This window comes from Acinetobacter sp. CFCC 11171, from assembly GCF_003268405.1.
GTDB lineage: Bacteria > Pseudomonadota > Gammaproteobacteria > Pseudomonadales > Moraxellaceae > Acinetobacter > Acinetobacter amyesii.
In genome coordinates, this window is record NZ_LQXP01000032.1 from 17695 (window position 1) to 43625 (window position 25931).

Sequence of the window (25931 nt, forward strand, 5' to 3'; positions counted from 1 at the left end):
TGTAATCATGAACGCTCTGCCTCGCAGGGCGTTTTTCTTTTCTTGTAGAGTTTGTCTTGTAGAGGAAGTGATCGACAACCATGAAAACACGAGATTGCAATAAAAAAGTCAAAAACATGTTTCCTGAGTACCGTGATTTGGTCTCTCAGTTACGTGATGAAAATCCATATTTTGCACGGATCTTTGAAGAACATGATGAGTTAGATCGTGAAATTATTCAATTGGAATTAAATCCTGTCAATCATCATAACACGGATATTGAGACCATTAAGCGTAAGAAATTAAAGCTAAAAGATGAAATTTATCGCTTGCTGAAAAGTAACGAAAATGATGATATCTCTTGAGATATCGATTCATGTATAGGGGGATTTTTCATGATGCATGTCGTTCGCAGTACAACCCACGAGGCTACGCAATTGAATTACCAAGACCATAAGGATCGGTCAAATCGCGTTGTACTGCAGATTTTTAAAAAACAATAAAATCATGACAAAGGATTCATCATGCAAATACATCATGTGCTATTTGGAGCATTACTCAGTTTCAGCGGTCTGTTGCATGCCAATGATATGACCAGTGTTTGGAAAACAATTGATGACCAAACAGGATATTCACGCGGCGATGTCACCGTCGTTAAAAATGCCGACGGGACGTATAGTGGAACACTCACTGCAATATGCCCATTGCCGTACAAACCCTTGGTTGAAGTATGCTTAAAATGTAATGGCAAACTCAAAAATGGGTTTTGATAGGTTCCGAAATTATCAAAGAATTTAAACCAGACCCACAACATCCAAATCAATATAGCAATGGAACCGTGCTGGATCCCCTCTCGGGCAATGTCTATAAAGGCAAAGCCAAGCTGAGTGCGAATGGCAAACGTTTAACCATGCGCGGCTATATTGGCGTGTCTGCACTCGGACGTAGTACCACATGGATTCGTAATGATTAGCAACTAAACCCACCCATCAGAGAAGCTGACACGAATTATTTGAGTTTCGTCAGCTTCTCAATTTCTTTCATGGTTTTAACCGTACCTTTGACTGTGCCCTTCACCGTCTGTTTGATTGGTTCATAATCCATAAACCAAAACAGATTCATGTGTTGATCGCCGTGCTGCTGTGCCAACATATCAATCACACTTTTTTCACCGCGCCCGACCAAATGCCGTCGATAAAAATAATACAGTAGTAAAATCGTGGTCATCAGCATGATGCCGAGCATGATCCAAAAACCGGTTGGTGACTTAAGTCCAGGAATAAACTCAAAGTTCATACCGTATATACCGGTTAATAAGGTTAATGGTGCGAAAATCGCCGTAATAATCGCCAGAATCCGCATATTTTCATTGGTTTGGTTGGCGACAGCTGAAAAATGCAGATCAATCGCGGCCTGCACAGCACTGCGTAATCGTGTGGTATGTTTTTGAATGCGTTCGATATGGCTGGTTAAATCATCTACCCGAACCAGCATGATATCCTGCTTTTCACTGCGCTTTTTGCCTTTCAAATGTGGGTAATTATCCACAACTTCATCACGCAGTTCTTGCAAAGCTTCAATTTGCTCTTCACACAAATTTTCCACTTGCTGAAAGGCCATATTTTCCTGCAACAACTGATGCCACTTGGTAAAACGCCGATGCCCTTGCAGCAATTCTCGCTGCCAAAACTCGACACGGCGGGTCAATGGAACACGTAAATCGAGGTATCCATCCACCATATTATTCAGTAAACGCAATGCCAAATCTAAGGGTGTAAGGGCTAATTTTCGTGGTTTATTTTGTTCATCAATCGGCCGAGAAATTAAGGTTTCAATTCGTTGGATATAACTTTCAATGGCTTTGTTGCCTTTTTCGCGCACCGTGATCAGCACTTGGGGCGTGAGCAAAAAACTGATCGGGGTGGTCGCCAAACCAAAGACCCGCTCATGCTTTTCAAGCGCATCTGCACCTGCAACAATTTGGTCATCGGGTGTAACCATTTTTCTAAAAATTAATAAATCATAATCATCGAGTGTGTCAAAAGCACACGGATGCTCTAAATTTAAAATATCCCGCAGATGGTATTCATTGACCCGCAAGTCTGATGCCTGAAAAATATCACTCTGCCACTGCTCTGGACGGTTGACGACATCTTCACGGGTACAATCAATCCAAATAAACTCAGGCTCAAGTTCAGGATGATGCTCACATTGCACTTGGTCTTGCACATAGATTTGCGCCGCTGTTGGATGCTGAAAAAAATAATAGGTTTGCATATCTCATTTATTATTGTGTTTACTTTTTGCATGATGCCATAAAAAAAGCCTTGAGCAAGTCAAAGTTCATACTCTGACTGCACTCAAGGCTTTTTAGAATCCATTCACAGAGCCGAAACCCTGTGAATCAACAAACCATTAAGCTTGTTCGATGTCTTTCATGGTTAATTTGATACGACCGCGGTTGTCGACATCAGCAACTTGTACTTTGATCTCTTGACCTTCAGACAATACGTCTGAAACGTTCGCAATGCGTTCGTTAGAAATTTGAGAGATGTGAAGTAAACCATCAGTACCTGGAAGGATGTTTACAAACGCACCAAATTCAACGATACGAATCACTTTACCAGTGTAGATTGTACCTGGTTCGATTTCAGCAGTAAGCGCTTGGATTTTCGCAACAGCAGCAGATGCAGCCGCTTTAGTTTCACCAAATACGCGAACTGTACCGTTGTCTTCGATATCAATTGCCGCTTTAGTTTCTTCAGTGATTTGACGGATTGTTGCACCGCCTTTACCAATCACGTCACGGATCTTATCAGGGTTGATGTTGATCACTTGGAATGTAGGTGCATGCATTGAAATTTCAGGACGAGCACGTGAAATCACTTGGTTCATTGCATTTAAGATGTGCATACGACCTGCATACGCTTGGTTTAATGCAACTTCCATGATTTCTTCAGTGATACCTTCGATTTTGATATCCATTTGAAGTGCAGTAATACCGTTTGCAGAACCGGCTACTTTAAAGTCCATATCACCAAGGTGGTCTTCATCACCCAAGATGTCAGAAAGCACTGCGAAACGTTCGCCTTCTTTCACAAGACCCATCGCGATACCAGCAACTGGTGCTTTAATTGGCACACCTGCATCCATAAGTGATAGTGAAGCACCACATACAGACGCCATTGAAGATGAACCGTTTGATTCAGTAATATCAGATACGATACGAATCACGTACGGGAAGCGGTCAGCTGCAGGAAGAACAGCTTGTACACCACGACGCGCTAGACGACCATGACCGATTTCACGACGTTTAGGACCAGATTCACGACCAGTTTCACCTACAGAGTATGCAGGGAAGTTGTAGTGCAACATGAAGTTGTCAGTTTTCGTACCTGCTAATGTATCCACCATTAACGCATCACGTGTATTACCCAAAGTTGTTGTTACCAACGCCTGAGTTTCACCACGTGTAAATAATGCAGAACCGTGAGCACGGTCTAATACACCAACTTGTACGTCAAGCGCACGAACTGTTTTGGTATCACGGCCATCAATACGTGGCTTACCTGACAAGATGTTGTCACGTACTGTACGGTATTTAAGGTCTTCGAATAATTCAGCTAAGTCGTCAGCGATACCATCAACGTCTTCTTCTGGAACGAATTGAGCAACAGCTTCAGCTTGAAGCGCATCAAGTGCTGCATAACGATCGTGTTTAACAGCGATTGTGTATGCTTCAGAGATTTTCGCTTCAAACGCTTCTTTTAATTTCGCACGAAGCTCTTCGTTTTTCGCAGGTGCAGTCCAAGTAGACTCTGTTGCACCAGCAGCTGCAGCAAATTCTTTAATCGCTTGGATCGCGATTTGCATTTCGTCATGACCGAACAATACAGCGCCAAGCATTTGGTCTTCAGAAAGCTCTTTCGCTTCTGATTCAACCATCAATACCGCAGATTCTGTACCTGCAACCACAAGGTCAAGGTCAGATTCTTTTAGCTGTTCGTGATTCGGGTTAAGGATGTATTCACCGTTGATTAAACCAACGCGAGCACCACCGATTGGACCACGGAAAGGTGTACCCGCAATTGCAAGTGCAGCTGAAGTACCTAACATTGCAGCAATGTCAGCTTCCATTGTCTTATCAGAAGAAATAACAGTCGCAGTCACTTGGATTTCGTTGTAGTAACCTTCTGGGAACAATGGACGAATTGGACGGTCAATTAAGCGTGAAATAAGCGTTTCAGCTTCAGATGCACGGCCTTCACGTTTACCATAACCACCCGGAATACGACCTGCAGCATATTGTTTTTCTTGGTAGTTAACAGTCAATGGGAAGAAGTCTTGACCTGCTTTCGCTGTTGGCTGAGCAACAACAGCAACAAGAACTTGTACACCACCCATAGTGATGATCACAGTATTCGCTTGACGCGCAATACGACCTGTTTCTAGGACAACTTGATGCTGACCATATTGGAATTCTTTACGAATAATATTAAACATCGACATGTTTTATTTTTTCCTGATTTTATTCTAGTGGAGACCCCTAAGGTTTGGCATTCATTCAACGCCCCAAACGCTGTAACATAAATGACAAAGCTTAGAAGCCGACCTCACTAGAGATTAAAAACATTAATTTAAAATACTAATTTAAGACACAAAGAAGGAGCGAATCATCGCCCCTTCCCCATTATCCAACCAAGGTTGGATAGACTTTAATTTTCAGTAATACGGCACTTAGCATGCAATAGTCCGAAAATAAAAGCTTAAATCGAATTAACGACGTAAACCTAAAGCAGCAATCAATGCGCTGTAACGAGTAGCGTCTTTACCTTTAAGGTAGTCAAGAAGCTTACGACGTTGGTTAACCATACGAATAAGACCGCGACGGCTATGGTGGTCGTGTTTGTGCTCTTTGAAGTGACCTTGTAAATCATTGATTTGAGCAGTTAAAAGAGCTACTTGAACTTCTGGTGAACCAGTGTCGTTTTCAGCGCGAGCGAATTTTGCAATGATCTCTGCGCGATCTGCGTTTGTTAAAGCCATTCGATTTCTCCGAGATGCTTATAAAGTTAACTTTTGATACGAATCAACCAATAAATCAGCTGACTGCCGTGCATCACTACAGCAAGTGCATTATATTAAGGGAAAATCGTCTTAATTGCAAAAAGAGATAGCCGACTTCGTCAGGTTTTCTTAATGACAATAACGCCTTATTTTTCCTCTCGATTCCATTATAAATTTTTTATATGCTTCGACACCCTATACGACATAAAACTGCATATTTCCAACACATTGAATTCCAGATTATTGAATGAATTTTAAACTTATTTTTGATACATTTTGCCACTCGATGTTTAGGATACAAAACTCGAACTGGAATAATTAAAAAAAAGCCCGAGCTGGGCTCGGGCTTTTTTGCGCTGTAGTTTCTTCTTTTTTAGTTATTGTTTTATTATTTATTGTTTTATGTGGCGCTTTTCCGCGTCCTTATGTTAAACATTCCATGTTTTAACTTGCACTTCCTTATGTGGTAGATTTTGCCACAACGGCTGTTAGATAAAAGTCGTATTTTTCGTATCTATATGTAAGCTTTTTCGTACATCGGTTAAGCTCTATTTCTTTTCTGTTACAGCATATAGGCATTTCTTATTTTCTATACATAAAAAAGCCTTGTAGTCTCTCCCAAAACTACAAGGCTTAGCGGCTGTAAGTTTCCTATTTCCTTACTTCACTGTAAGTTCGCTGTCTTTTGACGTTATTCTTATACTTTTGCGATTTTACTCAACCATCCGTGTTGAGTTCTTTTTCTGTGAAGTCATCTTCTCAAAAAGCTCTAAGAAGCTCTATGCGCAAATCTCCTGAATCAATGTAAGCTATTTCTTACAAAATACGGCACATTTAGCCCAGGCTTTACAAAGACAGGTGATTGTTAATTTTTTCTAACAAACCACTAACTCGTGCTGTTCTTTTTATAAGCGCTTTTGCCAATGCATCTTTTGCAACAAGTAAACTCACCACTTTTTTTGCACGAGTGATAGCAGTATAAATCAGCTCTTTACTCATCATTTCAGTTGCATGATTTTCCAAAACTACCGCCGTATGGGTAAATTCAGAACCTTGAGACTTATGTATGGTCAAGGCATAGGCGGTTTCTATACTTTTAGGTAGCCGTGTTGCCACAACCCATTTATCCAAACTTGGAAAATAAACCTCAAACTGCGACTTTTCCGTCATCGGTCGTTTTAAGCAAATCCCGATATCACCATTTGATAGTCCAAGTTGATAATCGTTATAGGTCATCATGACTGGACGACCGACATACCAATCCCCTTGTTTCAACACACCCAAGGCATTTAAGACCCGTAGTTCAATCTGCTGATTGAGTTCGTGTAAGCCTAATTTTCCATGTCGAATGGCCGATAGAATCCGATAATCATCAAAATAGCGAATCAATTGGGCTAACCAATCTGTATATTCAGCGGGTTGCTCTGGCCATTGTTTTAACCATGCCACATAGGGCTGAAAACCATACATCAGTTGATCATAATATTTTGCCCAATGTGCCGCACTGTTCGTGGCTTCGGGGAGATATTGCAACTGAATCACATCGCTCATATTCGGTGTCAGTTGAATCGGCTGAAGTTCGGATGCAGATACCACCTGATGTTCGAATTTCACCAGAACTTCTGTGGTTGTCTGCTGTTGTTCTTGTTGTTGAATAAAACGAGCAAACTCACCAATGGCTGCACCCTGTACAAAACGGCGGCTGGTCTGTAAATGGGTACGGTTGGCTTGTAAGGCATCGACATCCTGAAGATTGGCCAAAACAGCGCCAACATCGACCGAAGCCAACTGTTCTGCATCCCCTAAGAGAATCAGCTTACTGTTCTGAGGGATTGCCGCGAATAGCATCTGCGCCAAACTTAAGTCCAACATAGAGGCTTCATCGACCACAATGACGTCATAGGGTAAGCGTTGACGTTCATTAAACCGCGGGATAGCGCGCGTCCCTAATCCCAATAGACGATGCAAAGTCACGGGTTTCAAATGTTTGTGAATAATCGAATAATGCTGCAATGCAGGATCTTTAAACGCTGCTTGTAAGGCTTCTTCCATGCGCTGCGCCGCTTTTCCTGTCGGCGCTGCCATGGCAATTCTTAAATTTGGATTTTGCTCATTCAACACGGCAATAATCCGAGCCAAGGTATAGGTTTTACCTGTCCCAGGCCCACCGGTAATGATATTAAAATTGTGCTGACACACCATGTGCAGTGCTTGGATCTGATGAGGATCGGTCAGTAAATCCTTTTCAATATTAAGCATCTGCGTTTGATTGAGATTTTGCTCTGTTTGCTGTTTTAAACGTGCAACTTGCTTGGCTAAAGCATTTTCTAGTGCCCAATAGCGATAAAGATAAAGTCGCTGTGAATCAAAAATAAAAGGCGCAACAGGTGTTTTTTCAGCTTGCTCGTGCTGAACCATCTGAGCCAAACATTGAATCTGCGCATCTTCGGCCAAAATACAACTATCGCCTTTTTCCACGGCTTGCATCAATTGTTGAATTAACTGATTTGCAGCAGGATGACTGGCCTGATTGGGTAAATAATGTTGGATTAAATAGTCAATCCAATCCGGCAAAACCGCATCTAAATCAGCTTTTTCTTGGGTATTTTGGGGAACTAAAACCTGCGTTTCTACAGTATTTTCTTGTCCCGCGTGCAAAGGCTGGGCTGATAAGGCTTTTTGATCATTTTCCACACAGTTATCCTCAAACTTATCCACAATGCAACTTGTTGTTTCAGCGTGAATATTTTTATCTTTTTCGTGCTTATTCACGTTTTAGCCACAACCTTTTCGCTCAATATTGCATCGAGGTTTTGAATGAATGTATCCGCCGGCTTCCAGTGATATACCCCACGATCGGACTGTCCATCCATACCGCGAAGATACAAATAACTCGCCCCACCCAAATGCTGCTTCATGTCATAGTCTTTCATCACGGCTTTCAAATAACGATGTAGGGCCACCAAATATAAAGCCGCCTGCAACCAGTAACTAGAATGACTCATACTTTCTCGAATATAGGCATGATTATAATGTGCGGTCTGATCGCCTAAGAAATTACTTTTATAATCGGCAATGTGATAACGCTGACCATCAAAATATACCAAGTCAATCGACCCCGTCAGATAGCGTGCCGTAAACACATCATTCAAATCTTGTATCTGTAAATCTGGCTCATTTAGGCTTTCAAATAGCATGCGTATTTTACGTATTGCCAATGCACGATCCGCCATACTTAAATGAAAGTCCATTTCTGAACGGTATTCACCATCGTTTAACTGATGCAGCCTAAAACCATCATGCAACGGTGTATGAATGATTTGACTGTACCATTCCTGCATTTCTTCAATCAGTTCAGCTTCGTCTTGTTCAGGGTTCGCCGTTTGCCCAAACTGTTTAATCAAATTTTGCAATATTTGCGGCGAATCAAACTCAACATCACTATGAAAGCGCGATGCGATGGCTTTGGCCAACTTATCTTCTGGGGTGCTAAATCGAACTTTTTCCATCAACTTGTGCAAGAAACTTCCGGGCTTGGTTCCCTTTGGAAAATGCCGTTTAATCCAGCTAATTTTCTCTGCAGTTTCTGCTTCAATAATTTCAAGCTGTTCCACTTCATCGGCAGCACTGGCTTCTGGCTCGGTCATTGCCGCCGCCAATTGGTCACGTTGTATGTGCGCCTTATGTGCCGTGCGCGTGAGCGCGGTAAAACTGGTGGTTTCCCGTGGATAAAAATGGCTGTTGGGAATTTCTTCCGCGTCTAATACAACAGCTTCAACCTGAGTCTGGGTCAAAATCGGTGGTGCTGCACGCAGGACATCGGCATCCACACTTTCTGCATGTTGGAACAGATCAGGTGCGCTTCCACGCCAAAAAGTCAGTCCTGAACGCGCTTCTGCCATTTGTTTCTTTTCTACTTCATGATGACGCAGCACGGCATAGACACGATAACTGGCACGGGTCAACGCCACGTACCACAAACGATGGTGCTCTGCTTCATTGCGTGCTTCATTTTGTTGAATATCATCTTCGGGTAAGTCCGAAGACTTCACAGCAATCACACGTTCTAACCCAAGGCTTTTTTGCTGATTGTCTTTAAGGGAAAAATTCAAATTGCCTTTTTCACTTAAGCCGGCATTTGCTCCCAATAAAAATACACAACCAAACTCTAAGCCTTTGGATGCATGGATCGTCATCAATTGCACCCCCAATTGCCCAGTCAATTTTCGCTCTTGGGTGCTTTCATTATTGATGCCTAAATTGATTTGGCGAATAAACCATTGATAAAGCTTATGTGCACCTGTGTAATGTTCACTTTGCTGACTTAATAATTCTGCGATATGGCGTAAATTCACCACTGTGCGTTCATTATCTCGACTTTGCCCAGCCACCAAACGCGTCCACACCTGAAAGACCGTCATGCAGCTATTCCACGCGCTGCGGAATCCTTGCTCATTCCAAATTTGTCGGATCTGTTCGAGTTTTTCGATAATTTCGCTCAGTCCATCTGCCTGCTGTTCGAGTGCGACCAGTTGTTTCAGATCAAAACCCAATAAACGGCTCAGCAGCGCACGTTTCACCTTGGCTTCTTGATAAGGATTTAAAATTGCGGTCAGCAAAGCGGCAACGTCTTGTGCGACGGAACTTTTATAGACGCTGTCCCGTGATGCTTTATAACAAGGAACACCCAGTTGCAATAAACATTGTTGCACTTGCTCTAAGTCGAAATGGTTTTGCCCTAAGACCGCAATATCGTTTGCTGTCAGTGCTCGCTGGATATTGTTGTCTTGAAAATATAAATGTCCTTGCTGAGCTTGGTTGAGTAATGACTGAATCTGCCAAGCCACTTGCTCTGCTTCATTCAGCGTTTCATCCAAAGCCAACCAACGCAGCGGTTGTGGATTGACTTGATCATGATCAATCAACGGTGGATGCTCACGCTCACCTGCTTGAATCGGGGTGTATTCAACTTGCTCACCAAAGTCCATTTGCCGATGAAACAAGGCATCCACCACTTCAACCAAGTTTTTGACTGAACGATGGTTTTTGTTCAAGGTATAACAACGCCCTCCCTTGGCATGAATGTCATGACGCGCTTTACGATAGGTCAGCATGTCACCGCCACGGAACCCATAAATCGCCTGTTTGGGGTCGCCGACCATAATCATACAACCCTGATGTAAGCGCTCCTTGACCCGCCAAATGCTAGAAAGCATGTCATCTTGATCTTGGTTGGTGTCTTGAAATTCATCGACTAAAATCAGCGGATATCGTGCCAAAACATGAGCGGCAAAACTGTCTTTCCCTGCTGCTGAGCTTTGCTGTAAGGCTTCCGATAAGGTCCTAATTTGTTGTGAAAAGGTGGTTTCGCCAGCGTGGGACAACACTTGAGGCAAACGCTTTTTAACTTCCTGCGCCAAATAAAAATTTAGATATTGTTCTGCTTGATTGATATGTTCATAAGCGCTGAGTACCGCTCGGAGTTGTTGAATAAAAGCATGTTGATAAAATTCTTTTGAGACATCCGGCTGTTCCTCAACGATTTTGTCTTTAAAGACACGTGGCTTAAATTCAGTTTTATTCGGATCATAAAACAATGAACGAATGGCTTTCATCGTCGGTTGTAACACGTCGGACTGAGTCAAAACCCCTTGGCTACCCGCAGCTTCAAAGTGCTGTAAAAACTCGGGAATGCGTGTGTTAAAGGTGACAAAGAATGCCCCTTTATTAAAACGTCGAGCGTCGACAAGGTTCTTATAATGACTTGCGGCATCAAAACACGCTGCAAGTTCTACACGAGCAGCAGGCAGCATCTGCGCAAGCTGATGAATCATCGCCTCAAAATGTGCCAAAGCATTTTCGGGTAATTCAGGGACGCGTAAATCCACCGATGGGAAATTTAGACTTTCCTTTACCACGCCCAGATAGTATTCAGGACCTTTCAACAGATGATTCAACATCAAATATTCAATCAAATGTGCAGGCTGCTGCTGAATCCAATCTCTTAATAAATCATGAATAATACGTTCAATATGTAGATCTTCATCTTCACTGATTTGCACCTGTTCGATACGACCACTTTCAAAGGCAAATTCACGTAATAACTTTTGACTAAAGCTGTCTAAAGTTCCGACAAAGAGTTCTTCATATTGTTGTAAGACCATGTTCAGCCGATTGTAGGCATAATCTAAATGATGCCCATGATCTTTCAACACCTGCTGATATAAAGGGTCACTCAAACTCTGCTGAAGTTCGGCCAGCTCATCTTGAGGTGCCGCGAGCAGGCCATAAATAAAGTCACGGGTTTCTTCAATCCGCAGTCGTACCCGCGCTTTGAGTTCCGCTGTGGCTTTACGAGTAAAAGTGGTGGCAATGACCTGATTCGGCATATAGCGATCGAGAAAAATCCGCACCATTAGACTGGAAAGCGTATAGGTTTTCCCTGTACCCGCAGAAGCCTCTATCCAATGCAGTCCCGTAAAGCTCATGTCTGCAATCGGGTTGGTGGACATATTCATCGTTTGCTGTGGCATATTCATTTTTTGACCTCAGGCTTGATGACATTAAGTTTTTTTAGGCCGTCATATGCCTCGGTATCCATCACATGATATAAACGTTCTGCATAATAACGACAGGACAATGCCAGAAGCTCATCTGCCGCTTGTTGCTGTAAAATAAAGCTCCAATCACGATGGTGGCTATTGGCTTCATTCGACTCCAACTCCACACCACCAAAACTATGATTTTTCAACCATTCCTCTTGAAGCTTTGCAAAATTATCTGGCATGAGTTGGCCTGTTTCATTTTCCACCCAAGTGCATTTTTCTTGGCGAATTAAAGCAGCAGGCAGCACCACAGGACGTTTTTGTGCATGTTTCCACATCGCCAGCCATTCACTGAGCTGCAGCTTGGCTTGTGCAGAGCTTAAACCACAACAAACTATACTTTTATCATTACAAATTACTTCACGACGATACGTCGCGCCCTCATCGCCTAAGTCTAAATAGCTCAACCACAGTAGATATTCGAGCCACGTTTGCGTCTGACGTTTAGGCTTTGCCCCAGACGCCATACAGCTTAACCAATGCATACTCTGAGAGTCTTCAGGCACAGTGATACTCAGTATCAAATGTGGTTCAAGCTGTAGATTTTGTAAGGTGGTCGCGGTTACACGGCGTCCATCCAAACGCTCTAATAACTGTGTCTGCTCTTGCAAACTAAGCTTCCACGTTGCTATTTGGCTATGTCCTACAGGCAGTACATCTTGGAATAATGCTATATCTGGTTCAGTTGGAGTCGTAGAGTTCTGATCCTCAGCTTGATTGACACGAGATGCAGGCTGCACATAATGCTTTTGCAATAATTCACGGACATGGTATTGCTGTAAACGGTCAAGTAATAAAGGCTCTTTCTGTGGTAACTGATCACCGGTATACACACTGGCCACACCAAGCGTTTTCAAATATGCCCGAGCTGGGAATACCACATCTTTAATCCATTCCTGACCATCTAACACCCTTACTTCTTGTGCATCATGCACTGGATAATCAAGGTTAATCCAGGGTTGGCGTTGTCCAGACTGATTTAAAATATGTTCCGCCACAGCAAACCATTGATCTTTATATCGTACGTTTTTCGACTGCTGAAATCCTGTCGGGTCAAATGGCTGCAAAGGATAAATATGATAGAGCGGTTCGAGTTGCTCTGGAATTCGTAACCCATCCAAATCCAACATGGCATCATGTGGCTGATCTAACTGCTGGGGTTGAATCATTCGAGCGAGGAATTGGCTAAACTCATAAATGACAGATGATGGTTCACGACTTTCACCTCCATTGACATCAAAGCCATTATAGAAAATCCATAAGGACTTTCGGGCAAATAACAAGGCATCTAAAAATGCACCTTTATCATCTTCCAAACGTGAGCGATCACCCAATACTGGCTTAAACACATCCATTAAATCAAAAGGTACTTTCTGATCACGACGTGGGAATTTTCCACTATCCATGTTCAACAACACCACCAGTGAAAATGGGACTTGACGGATTTTACCCATGTCTGCAAAGGTCACTGAACCAGTTGGTTCGATCTGATCAACAGAACCATCGATGCCTTGTTGTATCTCCTTGAGCAATAAAGATAGCGGTAAATTAAAGCTATTTGGTAGCGACTCAACTTTTTCACTTTGGGCATTTTTCAGTCGTTGTGTCATTGCGCGCATCACACCGCGTATGGTTTCAAATGCTCGACCACTGGCTTCAACAAAAGGTTTTAAATCTGCATCTAGCTGTTGCAACCACGCTTTGACAGTCTGTGCACTGAGGTTCGGATTAAGCCAATCTCGACGCGCACTGATATCTTGATAGATCAGAATTAAGGTTTGCACCAACTCAAAATCACTACTCTGCACCCCTGCGAAACTTAAGGTATTCTCAAATACGGCATGCTGTGGAATCGCAATCCCTAACGCCAAACGGTCTAAAGCAAATTTAAAGGTATAACGATAATCTCGGTCTTGCTCAGACAAATAAGCCAACATGTGCTGTTCATCTAAACCACGACGGAAACCGGCTTGAATTAGCAGTTCCATCATACGTTCCATTTGTACATGGTCGAGCTGATACAGTTCTTGCACCGCATTCAAATTCAACCAATCGTGAAAATCTTCTGCGGTAAAACGACCTTGGCTAATTTCAATGCGTCCAACAAAGGCTTTCCATGCATTTTGAATATCTTGACTAACCACTCCTGCAATTTTTACTGGGATATAAGGTAAATCCACAGCACTGCGACCCATGCCTCGAGTCGTCGAAAAGACCGTCCGAATATGCGGTTCCAGTTCTTTTAAATTTGGCACCAATACCAAGATATCACTCGGATGGCGTGGCTCTTGTTCCGAGCCTTCGGCCAACCAATGTACCAACTGCTCACGTAAAACTTCTAACTGACGCAGGCTAGAATGACAGACATGAAATTGAATCGATTCATCTGAACCCGCGAGTGCATATTGATGCTGTTCGGGCTCTTCTAGAGTCATGATGTCATATTGAATTTGAGCGAGCAGCGTTGTCGGCTCAGTATCTGGAAAAATATCTTCCCAGCCTTCGCCACCAGACATATTCACCAATAATGCAAAGTTATCCCGCGCACGTTTGCCTAAACGAGTCAATAATGAATGCTGTGATTCACGAAATTCCGCATTGGTCGTACTCAGATAGGCCTGAATTTGCGCTGTGCTGACATTAGGATTTCGTTCAATATAACGCTGTTGCAATTTTAGGTTATAACGATCTTTCCAAACAGGATCGACCATGTCTGCCCAATACTCACGCGATGGGTTGAAATACAACAAATGTACTTCGGTATACGCCGCCAAACGATATAAAAATTTGAGTTGTGCAGGTGGTAGTTCTAAGGTAGTAAAGACGAAAATCTGTTCAGGTAAACCGTTATAGGTTTGATGACGCTCATCATCATCGCGTTCATCATCCTCAGCATCCAAATCAAACTGCTGCTGCCGATTTTGCTCAGCATGCGCCAAGGCAAACCAAAATTTATTGTCTATTTCCTGACGGTCATTAAAATCTTTTTTGAATACTTGATGCCACAGCCAACGCTGCCACTGCTCTAGTTGTCGAGCCTGCGTCGGTAAATATTCATCAGCTTGTTCAGGTTTCAGACCTATGAGTTGCATAATATTTAATGGCTGGTTATGACTCCACGCTTTTAGCCAGTCGGTATCGCAATGTGGACAAATCCATTGCTCAACACCTTCATCCGGGGTATGAATACAACTGCCACGAAAGGCCATGTAGTTGGTAAAAAGCCGGGTGACTTGAGCAGCGATCCAGTACAACATTTCTTGGCGCTTTTGCTCACGTTTTTTTCGATCTGAGAGTTGTGCTGTGCTATCAAAAATACGCTGAACTAAGGGCTGCACGTCTGTCGGAATCTGAGCAGCATCAAACTTATCAGCCGCAATAAAACCGGCTAGAGCATTATAAATACGCCATTGCATAATCAATGGCGGCATGTTGATACCTTTAATTCGCTCACGGTCTTGTTTGTTCGGCAAGGCCCAATCGTAGGCTTTCCACTGCAACCCTAAAATTTTACGATGATGCTTAATATTGGCACTAATACTGATTTTTTCAGCAACTTGTTTTTCTAACCATGCTGCAATGGCTTGATCGGGTACCACGATATGCCGTTCTTGCAAGACAGATAATGCATTAGTCGACTGATTTGATTTTAATTTTTTGATTAGACAATCCACCAAAACTTCGATTCTTTGACTCTGAATTACATGTATTGCCATGGATTACCTTTACAGCCTGAGTGACCAACTACTACAAAACAACAATGATTATTTACTATACATCTTGGGCTGTCTATGCGACTTTGACAAGAGAATAGATTGCAAAAAATGCTTTTAAACAAGTATCTTAATGATACTTTATGAGAAAAAAACCAATCCAGTATCAAGGGTATCTGCTTATGAAAATTGATAACATTCCTGATTCCATCGACCCTAACTTAAATCTGGACATTATTCGCGCTGAATGCTTAGAGCTCGTTAAAAAACGTGCTTATTTTTCAGCAGGTGCAGCCATTATTCCTGTGCCATTTTTGGATGTGGTGATTGACGTCGGAATTTTGTCACAGCTCATTCCAGAAATTAATGCGCGTTTTGGTTTAGCACCAGATCAAATTAGTGTGTATGATCCAAAAACCAAACAAATTCATTGGACAGAACTGCGTAAACGTGGTGTCGAATTTTCTGGTTTAGTGGTTGCACGAACCGCGATGAAAAAATCGCTAAATAACATTGCTGCAAAATATATTACCAAACAAGTCACTAAATTTATTCCATTAGGTGGACAATTGGTGGCAGCCAGTTTGGGTTATATTGTGATGAAAAAAGTCGCTGAAACCCATGTAGAAGAAAGCTACCAATTGGCGAAGCGTATTCAACAGAAATTTCCGAACCAACCTGTCCCGACACCAAACAATGCTTAATGCAGCGACGTTTAGTTTATGAACAGGTTTAAAACATTAAAGCGCTCTAAATCATAGGCCTGAAGATCCAGTAAATTTGAAAATGAGCGAGTTTTGAAAATGAAGAAAAAAGCCACGAATTGCGTGGCTTTTTTCATAAAGTCAATCTGCTTTCAACTGCGCTAAAATCGTTTTTAGCACTTGTAAACGAGCACTATGCTTATCATTGGTCGCAATCACATGCCACGGCGCATATTCTGTATTCGTGCGTTGCAACATATCTGCAGCAGCTTTGAGATAGTCATCCCAACGGTCACGATTCCGCCAGTCATCTGGAGTGATTTTAAAACGTTTATGCGCGGTTTCTTCGCGGGCTTTAAACCGCGCAGCTTGCTCATCCTTATCTATGGCTAACCAGAACTTGATGACAACCGTTTGACTGTTATATAGGTCCTTTTCAAAGCGATTAATTTCATCATATGCCCTCTGCCATTCAACGGTATTAGCAAATCCTTCAATCCGCTCAACCAAAACACGACCATACCAACTGCGATCAAAAATCGTGATTTTCTCTTCAGGGACAATTTTATTCCAAAAGCGCCATAAGTAAGGACGGCGTAGTTCATATTTTTCAGGTGCTGCTATGGTATGAATTTCATATTCGCGTGGGTCTAACTTTTTAACAATACGTTTAATTGCTCCGCCTTTCCCTGCGGCATCCATCCCTTCAAACACGATCACCACGTTGCGTGAATCAAAACGTAAAGCTTCAGCCACCTTACGGCTTAATTTTTTTAATTCTTTTTTATAATCGGCTTCATCAGCGACGGCTGTACTTGGCTCCAATAAAGCCTGTGGTGTTTTGGCTTGTTTCCAACGCCCTACCGCTTTAGTTTCATGTGTTGGACAATGTTTTAAAGTGCGTAAAATATACTGTGCAAATTGCTGATCACGGACTTGCTCATCTTCACAGTCGATAATGATCCAGTCATGACTAAAACGCTGACGTAAACGTTGCAAGTTGTCATATTGTTTTTTATTGCGCCAATCTAAACCATGCAATTTATGCCAACGCGCTTCACTCGGGTCCATTTCATCCAAACGTTTTTGTAAAGATTTCCAAGATAAATCGAACCAGACCTTAATCACATCGACATGATTATTTTTTAGGTCTCGTTCATAAGCCCGCATGTTCTCGACATATTCATCAAATAAGGTTTCATCCAAAGGCTTTGACACATGCATGGCGGTACTCAGTAAGTCACTGTACCAGTTTCCAAACATCACCATGATTTGCCCTTCGGCAGGAATAAACCGTGCATAAGACTGCCAAAAGGTTTGTTTTGGATTAAATATGATCGGGGCATCCGCTTTCACCCTTAAGTAACGTGGATCAACCCATTCACGGAGCTGTTTGACGGCCTCCCCCTTACCCGCAAGCTCTATTCCGCTGACTAAAATCAACACGCTTTTGGCATTGGGCTGACGGCTGGTATTTTTCAGTTGATATTGCGCTTCAATTAGCTCAACCGAGAGTTGTTCTTCATCCATCAATTGAAATTCTGTTTCTTTTAAGCTCATGGCGGACCCTTGGTTTTATTCTGTTTTGAGTATAACCATGCCGTTCATCACACAACAATGCTTTCATGTATATGCTGAAATGCAAAATATGACCATTTCTGCAACAAACTGACTCAGATTAACCTGTAATTTCGTCACTTTGTCATAGCCCTAAGCTACAACACCCACTAAGATTCAAACATCTAAAAAATAATTGAGACACTCAATGTCCAAACTTGCAGTATTAGATGATTTACTTGAACTGTATTACCAGTTGAACTACCACAAAAAGCCAGAAATTTTACAGCGTTTACAAGATGTCCAGCAGTGGCAAAAACAGCGTATGCAACGCACACATGCCATACAATTTGCTGAAAAACACAATGTGCTGATGTCTGAATATTTTATTAATCGTTTATATGGCGGTCCTGATTTTGATGCATTAGCAGCACAAATTGCTCGTCTCACGCGCTATGCACACAAAGCTGAAAAATTGATTCCAGACAATGCTATAAAGACTGGTACTTCGGGCGTACAACTTGCGATATTGGCCGTACAGCTTGATGAACAAGTGGCCATGCAATTATTAGAAGATTATCCATCCAATCTGACCCTAACCGATGAAATGATGCGCCAGACTTATCTTAAGCTTGATCAGGGCAAGGACCGTATGTTACAGCTGCAACTATTGGACGATTTAGGTCGTAATTTAGATAAATATATGCGCTCATTTATGGTCTATACCGCCTTTAAGATGTGCAAAGGTGCAGCAATAAAATATAACTTCGAAGTGATGTATGACTTTATGCAAGATGGCTTTCTCGCAATGAAACCACTTAAGTCAGCAGAAAAATTTGTGCGTGAATTTACCACTGTAGAACGTCAAATCATTGACCGTGTACATGCTGGAGACCCGAACCCGTTTCAGCCGGCGGCTTAACAAAATTATCATCCCATAAAGCCCATGTTTGATATAAAACAGACAAGGCTTGCAAGGCTGAATTCAGATTTTTTATAGGGGATTTGCAAAGCAATTACAGCAGACCCTTATTTTTTCTGTATATTATTCACAACAAATGCAAATGACTGCTGTATAACAACAGAGAATCTGTCATCATGCTTGCAAAGCAACATTAACCCTATTTATAAGTTAGGAGTGACTCTAATGTCTAACGAGAATCAAACGCCTGCCCCTACACCTGAGTCGGCACAAAATACAGACAAAGCGAGTCCATTCTTAACTGAACCTTTACCACAAGGGACAGCGCAAGGTCAGCAACAATCTTTAGAACAACGTCTGACCGACACACCTGTGACAGGTTCAGTACCCAAATATAATCTGCCACGTGGCGCGAACACAGGTAATGTTGGGCCAACCACACACTTTGGTTATCAGACCGTGAGCAGCGAAGATAAAGCGCAAAAAGTCGCGGAAGTTTTCCACTCAGTGGCTGCGAAATACGACATCATGAATGATTTGATGTCATTTGGTATTCACCGTCTATGGAAACGTTTTGCCATTAACATGTCAGGTGTTCGTCGCGGTCAGCACGTACTGGATATTGCAGGCGGTACAGGTGACCTTGCTAAAGTGTTCAGTCGTGAAGTTGGTCCGACAGGTCATGTGGTGCTTTCAGACATTAACGAATCGATGCTCAATGTCGGTCGTGACCGCCTCATTGATGCTGGTTGTACCAATGTCGATTTCGTTTTGGCCAATGCTGAAACTTTAGAACCTTTTGCAGACAACAGTTTTGACCTATTAACCATTTCATTTGGTCTACGTAACGTGACTGACAAAGATGCTGCTCTTGCTGCAATGTACCGCGTTCTTAAGCCAGGTGGTCGTTTACTGATTTTAGAATTCTCTAAACCGGTATTTGAACCATTCTCAAAACTGTATGACTTATACTCATTCACTGCATTACCAATTATGGGAAAAATCGTAGCAAATGACTCTGAAAGTTATAAATACCTTGCAGAATCAATTCGTATGCACCCAGACCAACGTACTCTTAAAGGTATGATGGAAAATGCAGGCTTCCAAAACTGTGATTATCACAACTTAACGGGTGGTATCGTAGCCGTACATCGTGGTTTCAAACTTTAATACTGCAGGCTGAACTATGTGGTCGATTCTCGCACTTGGTGCAGTTGAACGCTTAATTCATCATGTCATTGATCTGGATGCTATTACTCGCATCCAACTGAATGAATTGCAAGGCAAAATGCTTCGTGTGGTGATCGATTCACCACAGTTGTCGGTGGATGTGTTTTTTGACAATCAGAAAGTTCGCTTAGAACCGACGCCAACAGGACACTCTGAAACCGCATCTATCTTTGAGCAACGCCCTTACGAGCAGCAGTCAAGTACGACCGAAGCAACGGCGACCTTGCATGTCAAAACGGTCGTCGAGCTCCTTAAACTGCTGTTGGCTGAAGATGTCGGCAATATCCCATTGCAAGGTGATTATCATTTATTGCAGGATATCCAACGCATTATGCAGCAAGCTGAGCCCGATTTAGCTTCGCATTTAAGCCCTTGGATAGGTCCAAGCCTTGCGCATGAAATTGGTAAGTTGCAACTTGCCCCCAAATATCTCAAACGTACTTTACAAAGCCATTTGTTCTTTGCTGAAGACGCGTTAAAAGAAGATTCTGGCTTGTTTGCCCCACGTTGGCAAATGGATGACCTGAATCAAGACACCCGAATTTTGAATCAAAATCTGGACCGTGCAGAAGCAAAAATTCAGCAGCTGCATAGCCAAATTGACTCATTACAAGACAACACTTAAGACTAGGTAATTGCACATATGATTCCGCACGTTTCACGTTTACTCGACCTTTGGCGCATCGCTGCGCACTATAGACTCGACACGTTGTTTCCTGCGGAAGAATTACCGGAAAAAGCCCGTCATATTCTTTCTCTCATTCGCATGCACCCTGCGGCATGGTCAAGCCGCGAGCGTAAAAATCCGCTCAAGCTCAAAGAAGCCATGGAAGAGATGGGCCCGCTGGCCATTAAAATGGGGCAATTACTGTCTACCCGTCGTGACTTGATTCCACCTGAAGTTTTACAGCAATTGGTACTACTACAAGACCGTGTAAAACCTTTTTCGAATGACGTTGCCAAAATGCGCATTCAGGAATCACTCAAAGCGGATGTGAATACATTATTTGCACGCTTTGACGAGCAACCATTAGCCGCAGCATCTATTGCACAAGTGCATACTGCTGCCCTGCATGATGGTCGCGAAGTCGTGGTAAAAGTGACTCGCCCAAATATTCGCAATCAAATTCTGGAAGATTTTGAAATATTAGAGTGGCTTGGTCAGTTCCTTGAAAAACGTCTAGAAGCCGCTCGTGCCCTGCATTTATCTGAAATTATTCAGGACTACCGTCAAATTATTCTCAATGAGTTGGATTTGACTTTAGAAGCGGATAACACCCGTCGTATGCGTCATTACTTCACCGGTTCAAGCATGATGTACGTGCCTGAAGTCTACATGGACAGCCGTGATGTCATGGTCGAAGAACGTATTACCGGTGTGCCTATTTCAGATATTGCGACCTTTGATCGCTTGGGTATGGATCGTAAAGATTTAGCCGAAAAAGGGCTCACCATTTTCTTTACCCAAGTGTTCCGCGATAACTTCTTCCATGCAGACATGCATCCGGGGAATGTCTTCGTCGAAACCATCAATCCTAGCAATCCACGCTTTATTGCCTTGGACTGCGCGATTATGGGTGAGCTTTCAAAGCACGACCAAATGACCGTAGCACGCATGCTACTTGCGGTTATGAACAGCGACTTTATGCAGCTGATTCAAATCGTGCATCAAGCGGGTTGGATTCCACCGGGTACAGATCAAGATGCCTTAGCACGTGAAATGCGTCGCACTGTTGGCCCAATGGTCTCTAAACCAATGCATGAATTGGACTTCGCCGGCATTCTGATTCAAGTGATGGATATTGCGCGTCGTTTCCATTTAGAGATTCCGCCACAACTGATGTTGCTGCTCAAAACCTTGGTCCATGTCGAAGGCTTAGGAACGGATCTCTATCCTGAATTGGATATTTGGAGTTTAGCAAAACCAATCCTCACCGATTGGATTAAAGCGCAAATGAATCCGCAGAAAAACTTAAAAGAACTCGGACAAAAAATTCCAGACTTACTTTTAGGTGCGCAAGATTTACCAACGCTGATGATCGACAGTCTGAATGGTTTAAAAAATCAGTCGGCTTGGCATGCTAAACAACTCAATGAACTGCAAAGCATGCGCTTGCAAATGGAACATCAGCAAAAGCGTAGTTGGGTCTTTGGCAGTGTTATGGCCATCTTCCTCTCCATTGCGATAATTGCGCCATGGTACGTTTCCATCGTATTAATTGCACTTTCAAGCTTACTTGCCATTTGGCGTGTGTTTAAATAATCTGTATTTAAATGATCTTGATGTATCCATAAATCCTTTAAGCCTTTTGGCAATAAAGGGCTTAAAGCTATAAAAACAAAAAATTTAAATAAGGCTGAACGCCATGTCATACAGTTATTTAGGGGTACTGTATGGTCGAAATCCACTCAGAGCGTGCGCCACTGCATTGCTATATAGTTTTTCGACCCTGCTTGATGTGTTGGTTCAATTAAATATACACATGCCGTTTCTAAACTGGCAACCGTCAGCCAACACCATCCTGTATCGGATGCAGCTTAGCGCTGCATTTTGGTGGATCATTCTCTTTAATGCACTTCCCTGTTTATTCCTACTTTGTTTGCGACAGCAAAAACTGATAGCCGGGTTAAATTATTGGTTATTAGCTGGGGCCGTGGTTTTTATCATTAATCTACTTGCTTGGGCGGTCTTTCCAATGGCGACATGGGCAATCGTCTGCCTCAGTTTGTTTCAATTGCATCGGCATAATGAACAATTATTACAGCATTCCTGAGTGACACCCTGATATGACTGAGAAGTCATTTGTCGTAAGTTTCAGCCATTGGGTCTGTGCAAAAACGCACTAGAATAATTCTACGACTGTATTTTAAGCGACTGCCATGACTCAAATTTTGCAAAAAAAACCGCCTGCGCTCAATATCCGTGCTGGCCATTTAGCCCGCCAACTGATTGAACAAGAAGGTTTAAACGCTGCTCAAGTGGATATCCTGCCCGGTGCTGCTGGTGGCCCGAAAGGCATTGGTATTCAAGGTTTAGATCAGGCGATTTTTGCTGACTTTTTGCCACGTGCGCAACAAAAGCGTACTTTAATTGGTTCATCGATTGGCAGTTGGCGCTTTGCCAGTATTGCTGCTTGGGGAGCTATCGAAGGCACGAAACGCCTCTCTGAGCTGTATACCAATCTGAGCTTTCATAAAAAGATGAGTCGTCAAGAAGTCAGCGATGTGTGTCGTGGCATGCTGATCGATTTGATTCAAGGTCAAGCAGCGGCACTGGTTAATCACCCGGATTATCACCTCACTGTGCTTTCAGTCAAAGCTCAGCATATTTTCCAAAGTGATAAAGCTCTGCCTCTATTAGCCTCTGTCGCAGGAATCGTGGGAACGACAGCGCTCGCACGTAAACACAGTCGTTATTTCATGCAGCGTGTAATTAGTCAGCCTGTGTCAGGTCATCAATTTACCGTGGCGGATGATGGCTTTACCACGCATTATCATGCATTGACTCAAGACAGTGTCATGCCGTGGCTTATGGCTTCTGCATCTATTCCCGGTGTCATGGCCGCGATACGTGATATCCCTGATGCGCCACAAGGCAGTTACCGCGATGGCGGCCTGATTGACTATCATATTGACCTACCCTTCCAAAGTCAGGGCATCGTGCTGTATCCGCATTTCACGGATAGCATCACCCCAGGTTGGTTTGATAAATTATTTAAACGTCAGGCTAATCCAGACAATCAAGCGCGTACCCTGTTACTATCACCTTCACAAGAGTACCTTGCAAGCTTGCCGCTTGGCCGACTGCCTGACCGTAAAGACTTTACCCTCAAAGGCTTAGACAACCAACAACGCATTAAAATGTGGAACCAATGTGTGGCTGAAAGTCAGCGTATGGGCGATGAGTTTTTGGAAATGGTTGAGAAGCAACACTTCCCAGCAGTCATGCAAGCACTCTAAGCGTTACAGTAATCTCTTGCGAGGGACGCTATAATCCTGTTTCAGAATTTTGAGCTTATTTAGTATAGATTTATGCGGATATTTTTAACTGTTTTGCAGTATGCCTGCATCGCTTTTGCACTTTTCCTTGTTTATCAAGTGTCAACCGCCTTGATCAGCGGCCAATACGATTTAATGGAAGTGGTAGCAGATGTCGGTACCATTTTAATTTGTATCGATTTGGCGGTGTTTTTATTTACCAGTAATGCAAAACAAGGCATTAGCATCGAAGACTATGCGAAACAATTGGAACAAAAGCCGTCAAAATTGGTATATGTCACCCGTAAATTGGGACATTTCGGTATTTTGCTGATCATTACCAGTTGGATTGTACCGATGATTCGCTAATGTATTTTAGTTCAATAAAAAGGATCATCATGTGTTCATGATGATCCTTTTTTATGTCATCGGATTTTATTTATCCGAAGAAATTAACCCGTCCAGTTTTTACATCATACACTGCACCAACAATCGCCACTTTACCTTCTTGCACCAACTGCTGTAGCACTTCACTATTTTGCAAAATATAGCGGATGTTGTAATGTACATTCATTTGCGTCACTTGCTCTAAAAATGCCGGACTCAGCGTTTGTGGTTGCATCAATTCGGCAACACGCGATACAGACTCATTGAGTGGCCCCAGCACATATTGAATATGCGGCATACGCGTCAAGCTCTGAATCGATTGACCGGCTAAATGCAACTGACAAGCACTGCTAACCGCACCACAGTCCGTATGACCAAGCACTACGATCACTTTGGCGCCTTTGGCTTCGCAGGCAAATTCTAAAGAACCCAATACTTTTTGCCCTGCGACATTCCCCGCTATGCGTAAACTAAATAAATCGCCAATTCCAACATCAAAGATCATTTCAGTCGGCGCACGAGAATCCATGCAACCTAACACTGCCGCAATCGGATGCTGCCCTTCTTCAGCGGTCACCCGCAGTTGCCGATAGATATCTCGTTGCAAACGCTCATTTTGTACAAAACGTTCATTGCCTGCTTTAAGCAAAGCGAGCACGTCCTCTGGGTTCAAACGTTGCTGTAAAGCTGCTGTACTAATATCTATATCTAATGCCGCCTCCTGCGCATCGGCATAGTGTGTCTTGAAACCAATCAACTGCACTTGCACTTTACGCTGTGCTGCCTTTTCCTGTTGGTACTCTTGAATGAGTTGGAAAATATCAGCATCCATATCACTCACATGTGTGGCATCAATCACCACTTGTTCGCCGCGATGGATATGTTCCAATGCAGATATTAATGCCGAACGGTTGAGAAAACTGACTTGTGAAGGCAATTCAATCCGTGTAATCACCCCATGTAAATGATGCTCTTTATACACCTTCAGTCCCTTATTAAAATTGGCATATAAAATAAAGGCCGCACTACTGGCTAAACCAATCAAGATTCCGAGCAATAAGTCTGTGAATAAAATCGCCAGTAAGGTAATGATAAAAGGAATAAATTGTTTCCAACCTTTTAAATACAACTGTTTAAACAATTTGGGATGTGTCAGTTTAAACCCAGTGAGGATTAAAATTGCGGCTAATGCTGAAAGCGGAATCATGTTCATCAAAGGCACTAAACACAGTACGGCAAACAAGAGCAATACGCCATGAAAGATGGCAGAACATTTACTTTTAGCTCCAGCACTGGCATTGACCGAACTACGAACAATTACTGACGTTAGCGGCATCCCGCCTATAGCACCCGAAACGACATTACCGATGCCTTGCGCCCATAACTCTCGGTTGGGGGGTGAAGAGCGCTTATGCGGATCTAATTTATCTGCTGCTTCTAAATTCAATAAAGTTTCTAATGACGCCACAACCGCCAAAGTAATTGCACCCGTATAAATCAGAGGATTATTTAAAGCGGTCCAATCCGGAAAGATCATCACATTTTGTGGCTGATCCCAAAGGTTAGGAAGTTGGATGAGATTTGATGGATGAACTGCAAAAGACGAGCCACTAAGCACCAACATGGCATTACATAGTGCAGCGAGGACTACAGCAACCAAGGCTGAAGGCAGAACCCAGTTTTTGCATGGACTCCTCTCCCAAAGCAACATCAAGACAATGCTACCTATACCGATCAGAACGGCACCGATATCCCATTGCAAATCGAGCGGCTGTGACTGCCACAGCAC

General features: G+C 42.9%; 17 protein-coding genes and 1 pseudogene. 10 read left to right on the forward strand and 8 right to left on the reverse strand.

What is annotated here, in order from left to right; translation table 11 throughout:
* The first annotated feature begins 80 nt into the window (after window positions 1-80).
* Both AVJ20_RS13800 and AVJ20_RS19015 read left to right on the forward strand, forming a co-directional pair.
* Window positions 81-344: a YdcH family protein gene (locus tag AVJ20_RS13800; protein ID WP_078192816.1), complete on the forward strand. Its 264-nt coding sequence runs from the start codon at window positions 81-83 to the stop codon at window positions 342-344.
* Window positions 345-503: 159 nt separating this feature from the next.
* Window positions 504-952 (forward strand): annotated as a pseudogene (locus AVJ20_RS19015) (DUF2147 domain-containing protein).
* Between the two features lie 35 nt (window positions 953-987).
* Here the strand turns inward: AVJ20_RS19015 and AVJ20_RS13810 are convergent.
* The 6 genes from AVJ20_RS13810 to AVJ20_RS13835 all read right to left on the reverse strand — a co-directional run bounded on the left by AVJ20_RS13810 (window position 988) and on the right by AVJ20_RS13835 (window position 15367).
* On the reverse strand, window positions 988-2256 hold the full coding sequence (locus tag AVJ20_RS13810) for a magnesium transporter CorA family protein (RefSeq protein WP_111885627.1): 1269 nt from the start codon (window positions 2254-2256) through the stop codon (window positions 988-990).
* Between the two features lie 138 nt (window positions 2257-2394).
* Entirely contained in the window at window positions 2395-4482 is a 2088-nt protein-coding gene (gene pnp, locus AVJ20_RS13815) for a polyribonucleotide nucleotidyltransferase (RefSeq protein WP_111885640.1), read from the reverse strand.
* Between the two features lie 273 nt (window positions 4483-4755).
* On the reverse strand, window positions 4756-5025 hold the full coding sequence (rpsO, locus tag AVJ20_RS13820) for a 30S ribosomal protein S15 (RefSeq protein ID WP_067761248.1): 270 nt from the start codon (window positions 5023-5025) through the stop codon (window positions 4756-4758).
* An 867-nt stretch (window positions 5026-5892) separates the two neighbouring features.
* Window positions 5893-7620 carry an exodeoxyribonuclease V subunit alpha gene (recD, locus tag AVJ20_RS13825; protein ID WP_416240552.1) on the reverse strand — a complete coding sequence of 576 codons (1728 nt, stop codon included), beginning with the start codon at window positions 7618-7620 and terminating at the stop codon, window positions 5893-5895.
* Window positions 7621-7814: 194 nt separating this feature from the next.
* Complete coding sequence (locus AVJ20_RS13830) at window positions 7815-11585, reverse strand: UvrD-helicase domain-containing protein (protein WP_228157215.1); 3771 nt, start codon at window positions 11583-11585, stop codon at window positions 7815-7817.
* Entirely contained in the window at window positions 11582-15367 is a 3786-nt protein-coding gene (locus AVJ20_RS13835) for an exodeoxyribonuclease V subunit gamma (protein WP_111885628.1), read from the reverse strand. The genes AVJ20_RS13830 and AVJ20_RS13835 overlap by 4 nt, the downstream gene beginning before the upstream one ends.
* A 179-nt stretch (window positions 15368-15546) precedes the next feature.
* Here AVJ20_RS13835 and AVJ20_RS13840 point away from each other — a divergent pair, with 179 nt between their 5' ends.
* Window positions 15547-16068, forward strand: coding sequence for a hypothetical protein (locus tag AVJ20_RS13840; protein ID WP_078192820.1), 522 nt, complete (start codon window positions 15547-15549; stop codon window positions 16066-16068).
* Window positions 16069-16209: 141 nt separating this feature from the next.
* Here the strand turns inward: AVJ20_RS13840 and AVJ20_RS13845 are convergent, their stop codons facing one another.
* Window positions 16210-17628, reverse strand: a complete 1419-nt coding sequence (locus AVJ20_RS13845) for a phosphate--AMP phosphotransferase (RefSeq protein ID WP_111885629.1) — start codon at window positions 17626-17628, stop codon at window positions 16210-16212.
* 205 nt (window positions 17629-17833) lie between these two features.
* On the opposite strand from AVJ20_RS13845, the gene AVJ20_RS13850 reads away from it, so the two are divergent.
* The 7 genes from AVJ20_RS13850 (at window position 17834) to AVJ20_RS13880 (ending at window position 24124) form a co-directional block, all read left to right on the forward strand.
* A complete protein-coding gene (locus AVJ20_RS13850) occupies window positions 17834-18547 on the forward strand; it encodes an FFLEELY motif protein (RefSeq protein ID WP_111885630.1) in 714 nt (237 codons plus the stop codon).
* Between the two features lie 225 nt (window positions 18548-18772).
* A complete protein-coding gene (gene ubiE / locus AVJ20_RS13855; protein ID WP_111885631.1) occupies window positions 18773-19717 on the forward strand; it encodes a bifunctional demethylmenaquinone methyltransferase/2-methoxy-6-polyprenyl-1,4-benzoquinol methylase UbiE in 945 nt (314 codons plus the stop codon).
* Window positions 19718-19733: 16 nt separating this feature from the next.
* A complete protein-coding gene (locus tag AVJ20_RS13860; protein ID WP_111885632.1) occupies window positions 19734-20402 on the forward strand; it encodes a ubiquinone biosynthesis accessory factor UbiJ in 669 nt (222 codons plus the stop codon).
* 18 nt (window positions 20403-20420) lie between these two features.
* Window positions 20421-22040, forward strand: coding sequence for an ABC1 kinase family protein (locus AVJ20_RS13865; protein WP_111885633.1), 1620 nt, complete (start codon window positions 20421-20423; stop codon window positions 22038-22040).
* Window positions 22041-22143: 103 nt separating this feature from the next.
* Window positions 22144-22551 carry a hypothetical protein gene (locus AVJ20_RS13870; RefSeq protein WP_111885634.1) on the forward strand — a complete coding sequence of 136 codons (408 nt, stop codon included), beginning with the start codon at window positions 22144-22146 and terminating at the stop codon, window positions 22549-22551.
* Window positions 22552-22657: 106 nt separating this feature from the next.
* Entirely contained in the window at window positions 22658-23737 is a 1080-nt protein-coding gene (locus AVJ20_RS13875) for a patatin-like phospholipase family protein (RefSeq protein WP_111885635.1), read from the forward strand.
* Between the two features lie 72 nt (window positions 23738-23809).
* Window positions 23810-24124, forward strand: a complete 315-nt coding sequence (locus AVJ20_RS13880; protein ID WP_078189807.1) for a hypothetical protein — start codon at window positions 23810-23812, stop codon at window positions 24122-24124.
* A gap of 70 nt (window positions 24125-24194) precedes the next feature.
* Here AVJ20_RS13880 and AVJ20_RS13885 read toward each other — a convergent pair.
* The coding region (locus tag AVJ20_RS13885) for a carbonic anhydrase (protein WP_111885636.1) at window positions 24195-25931 on the reverse strand (1737 nt) is incomplete at its 5' end.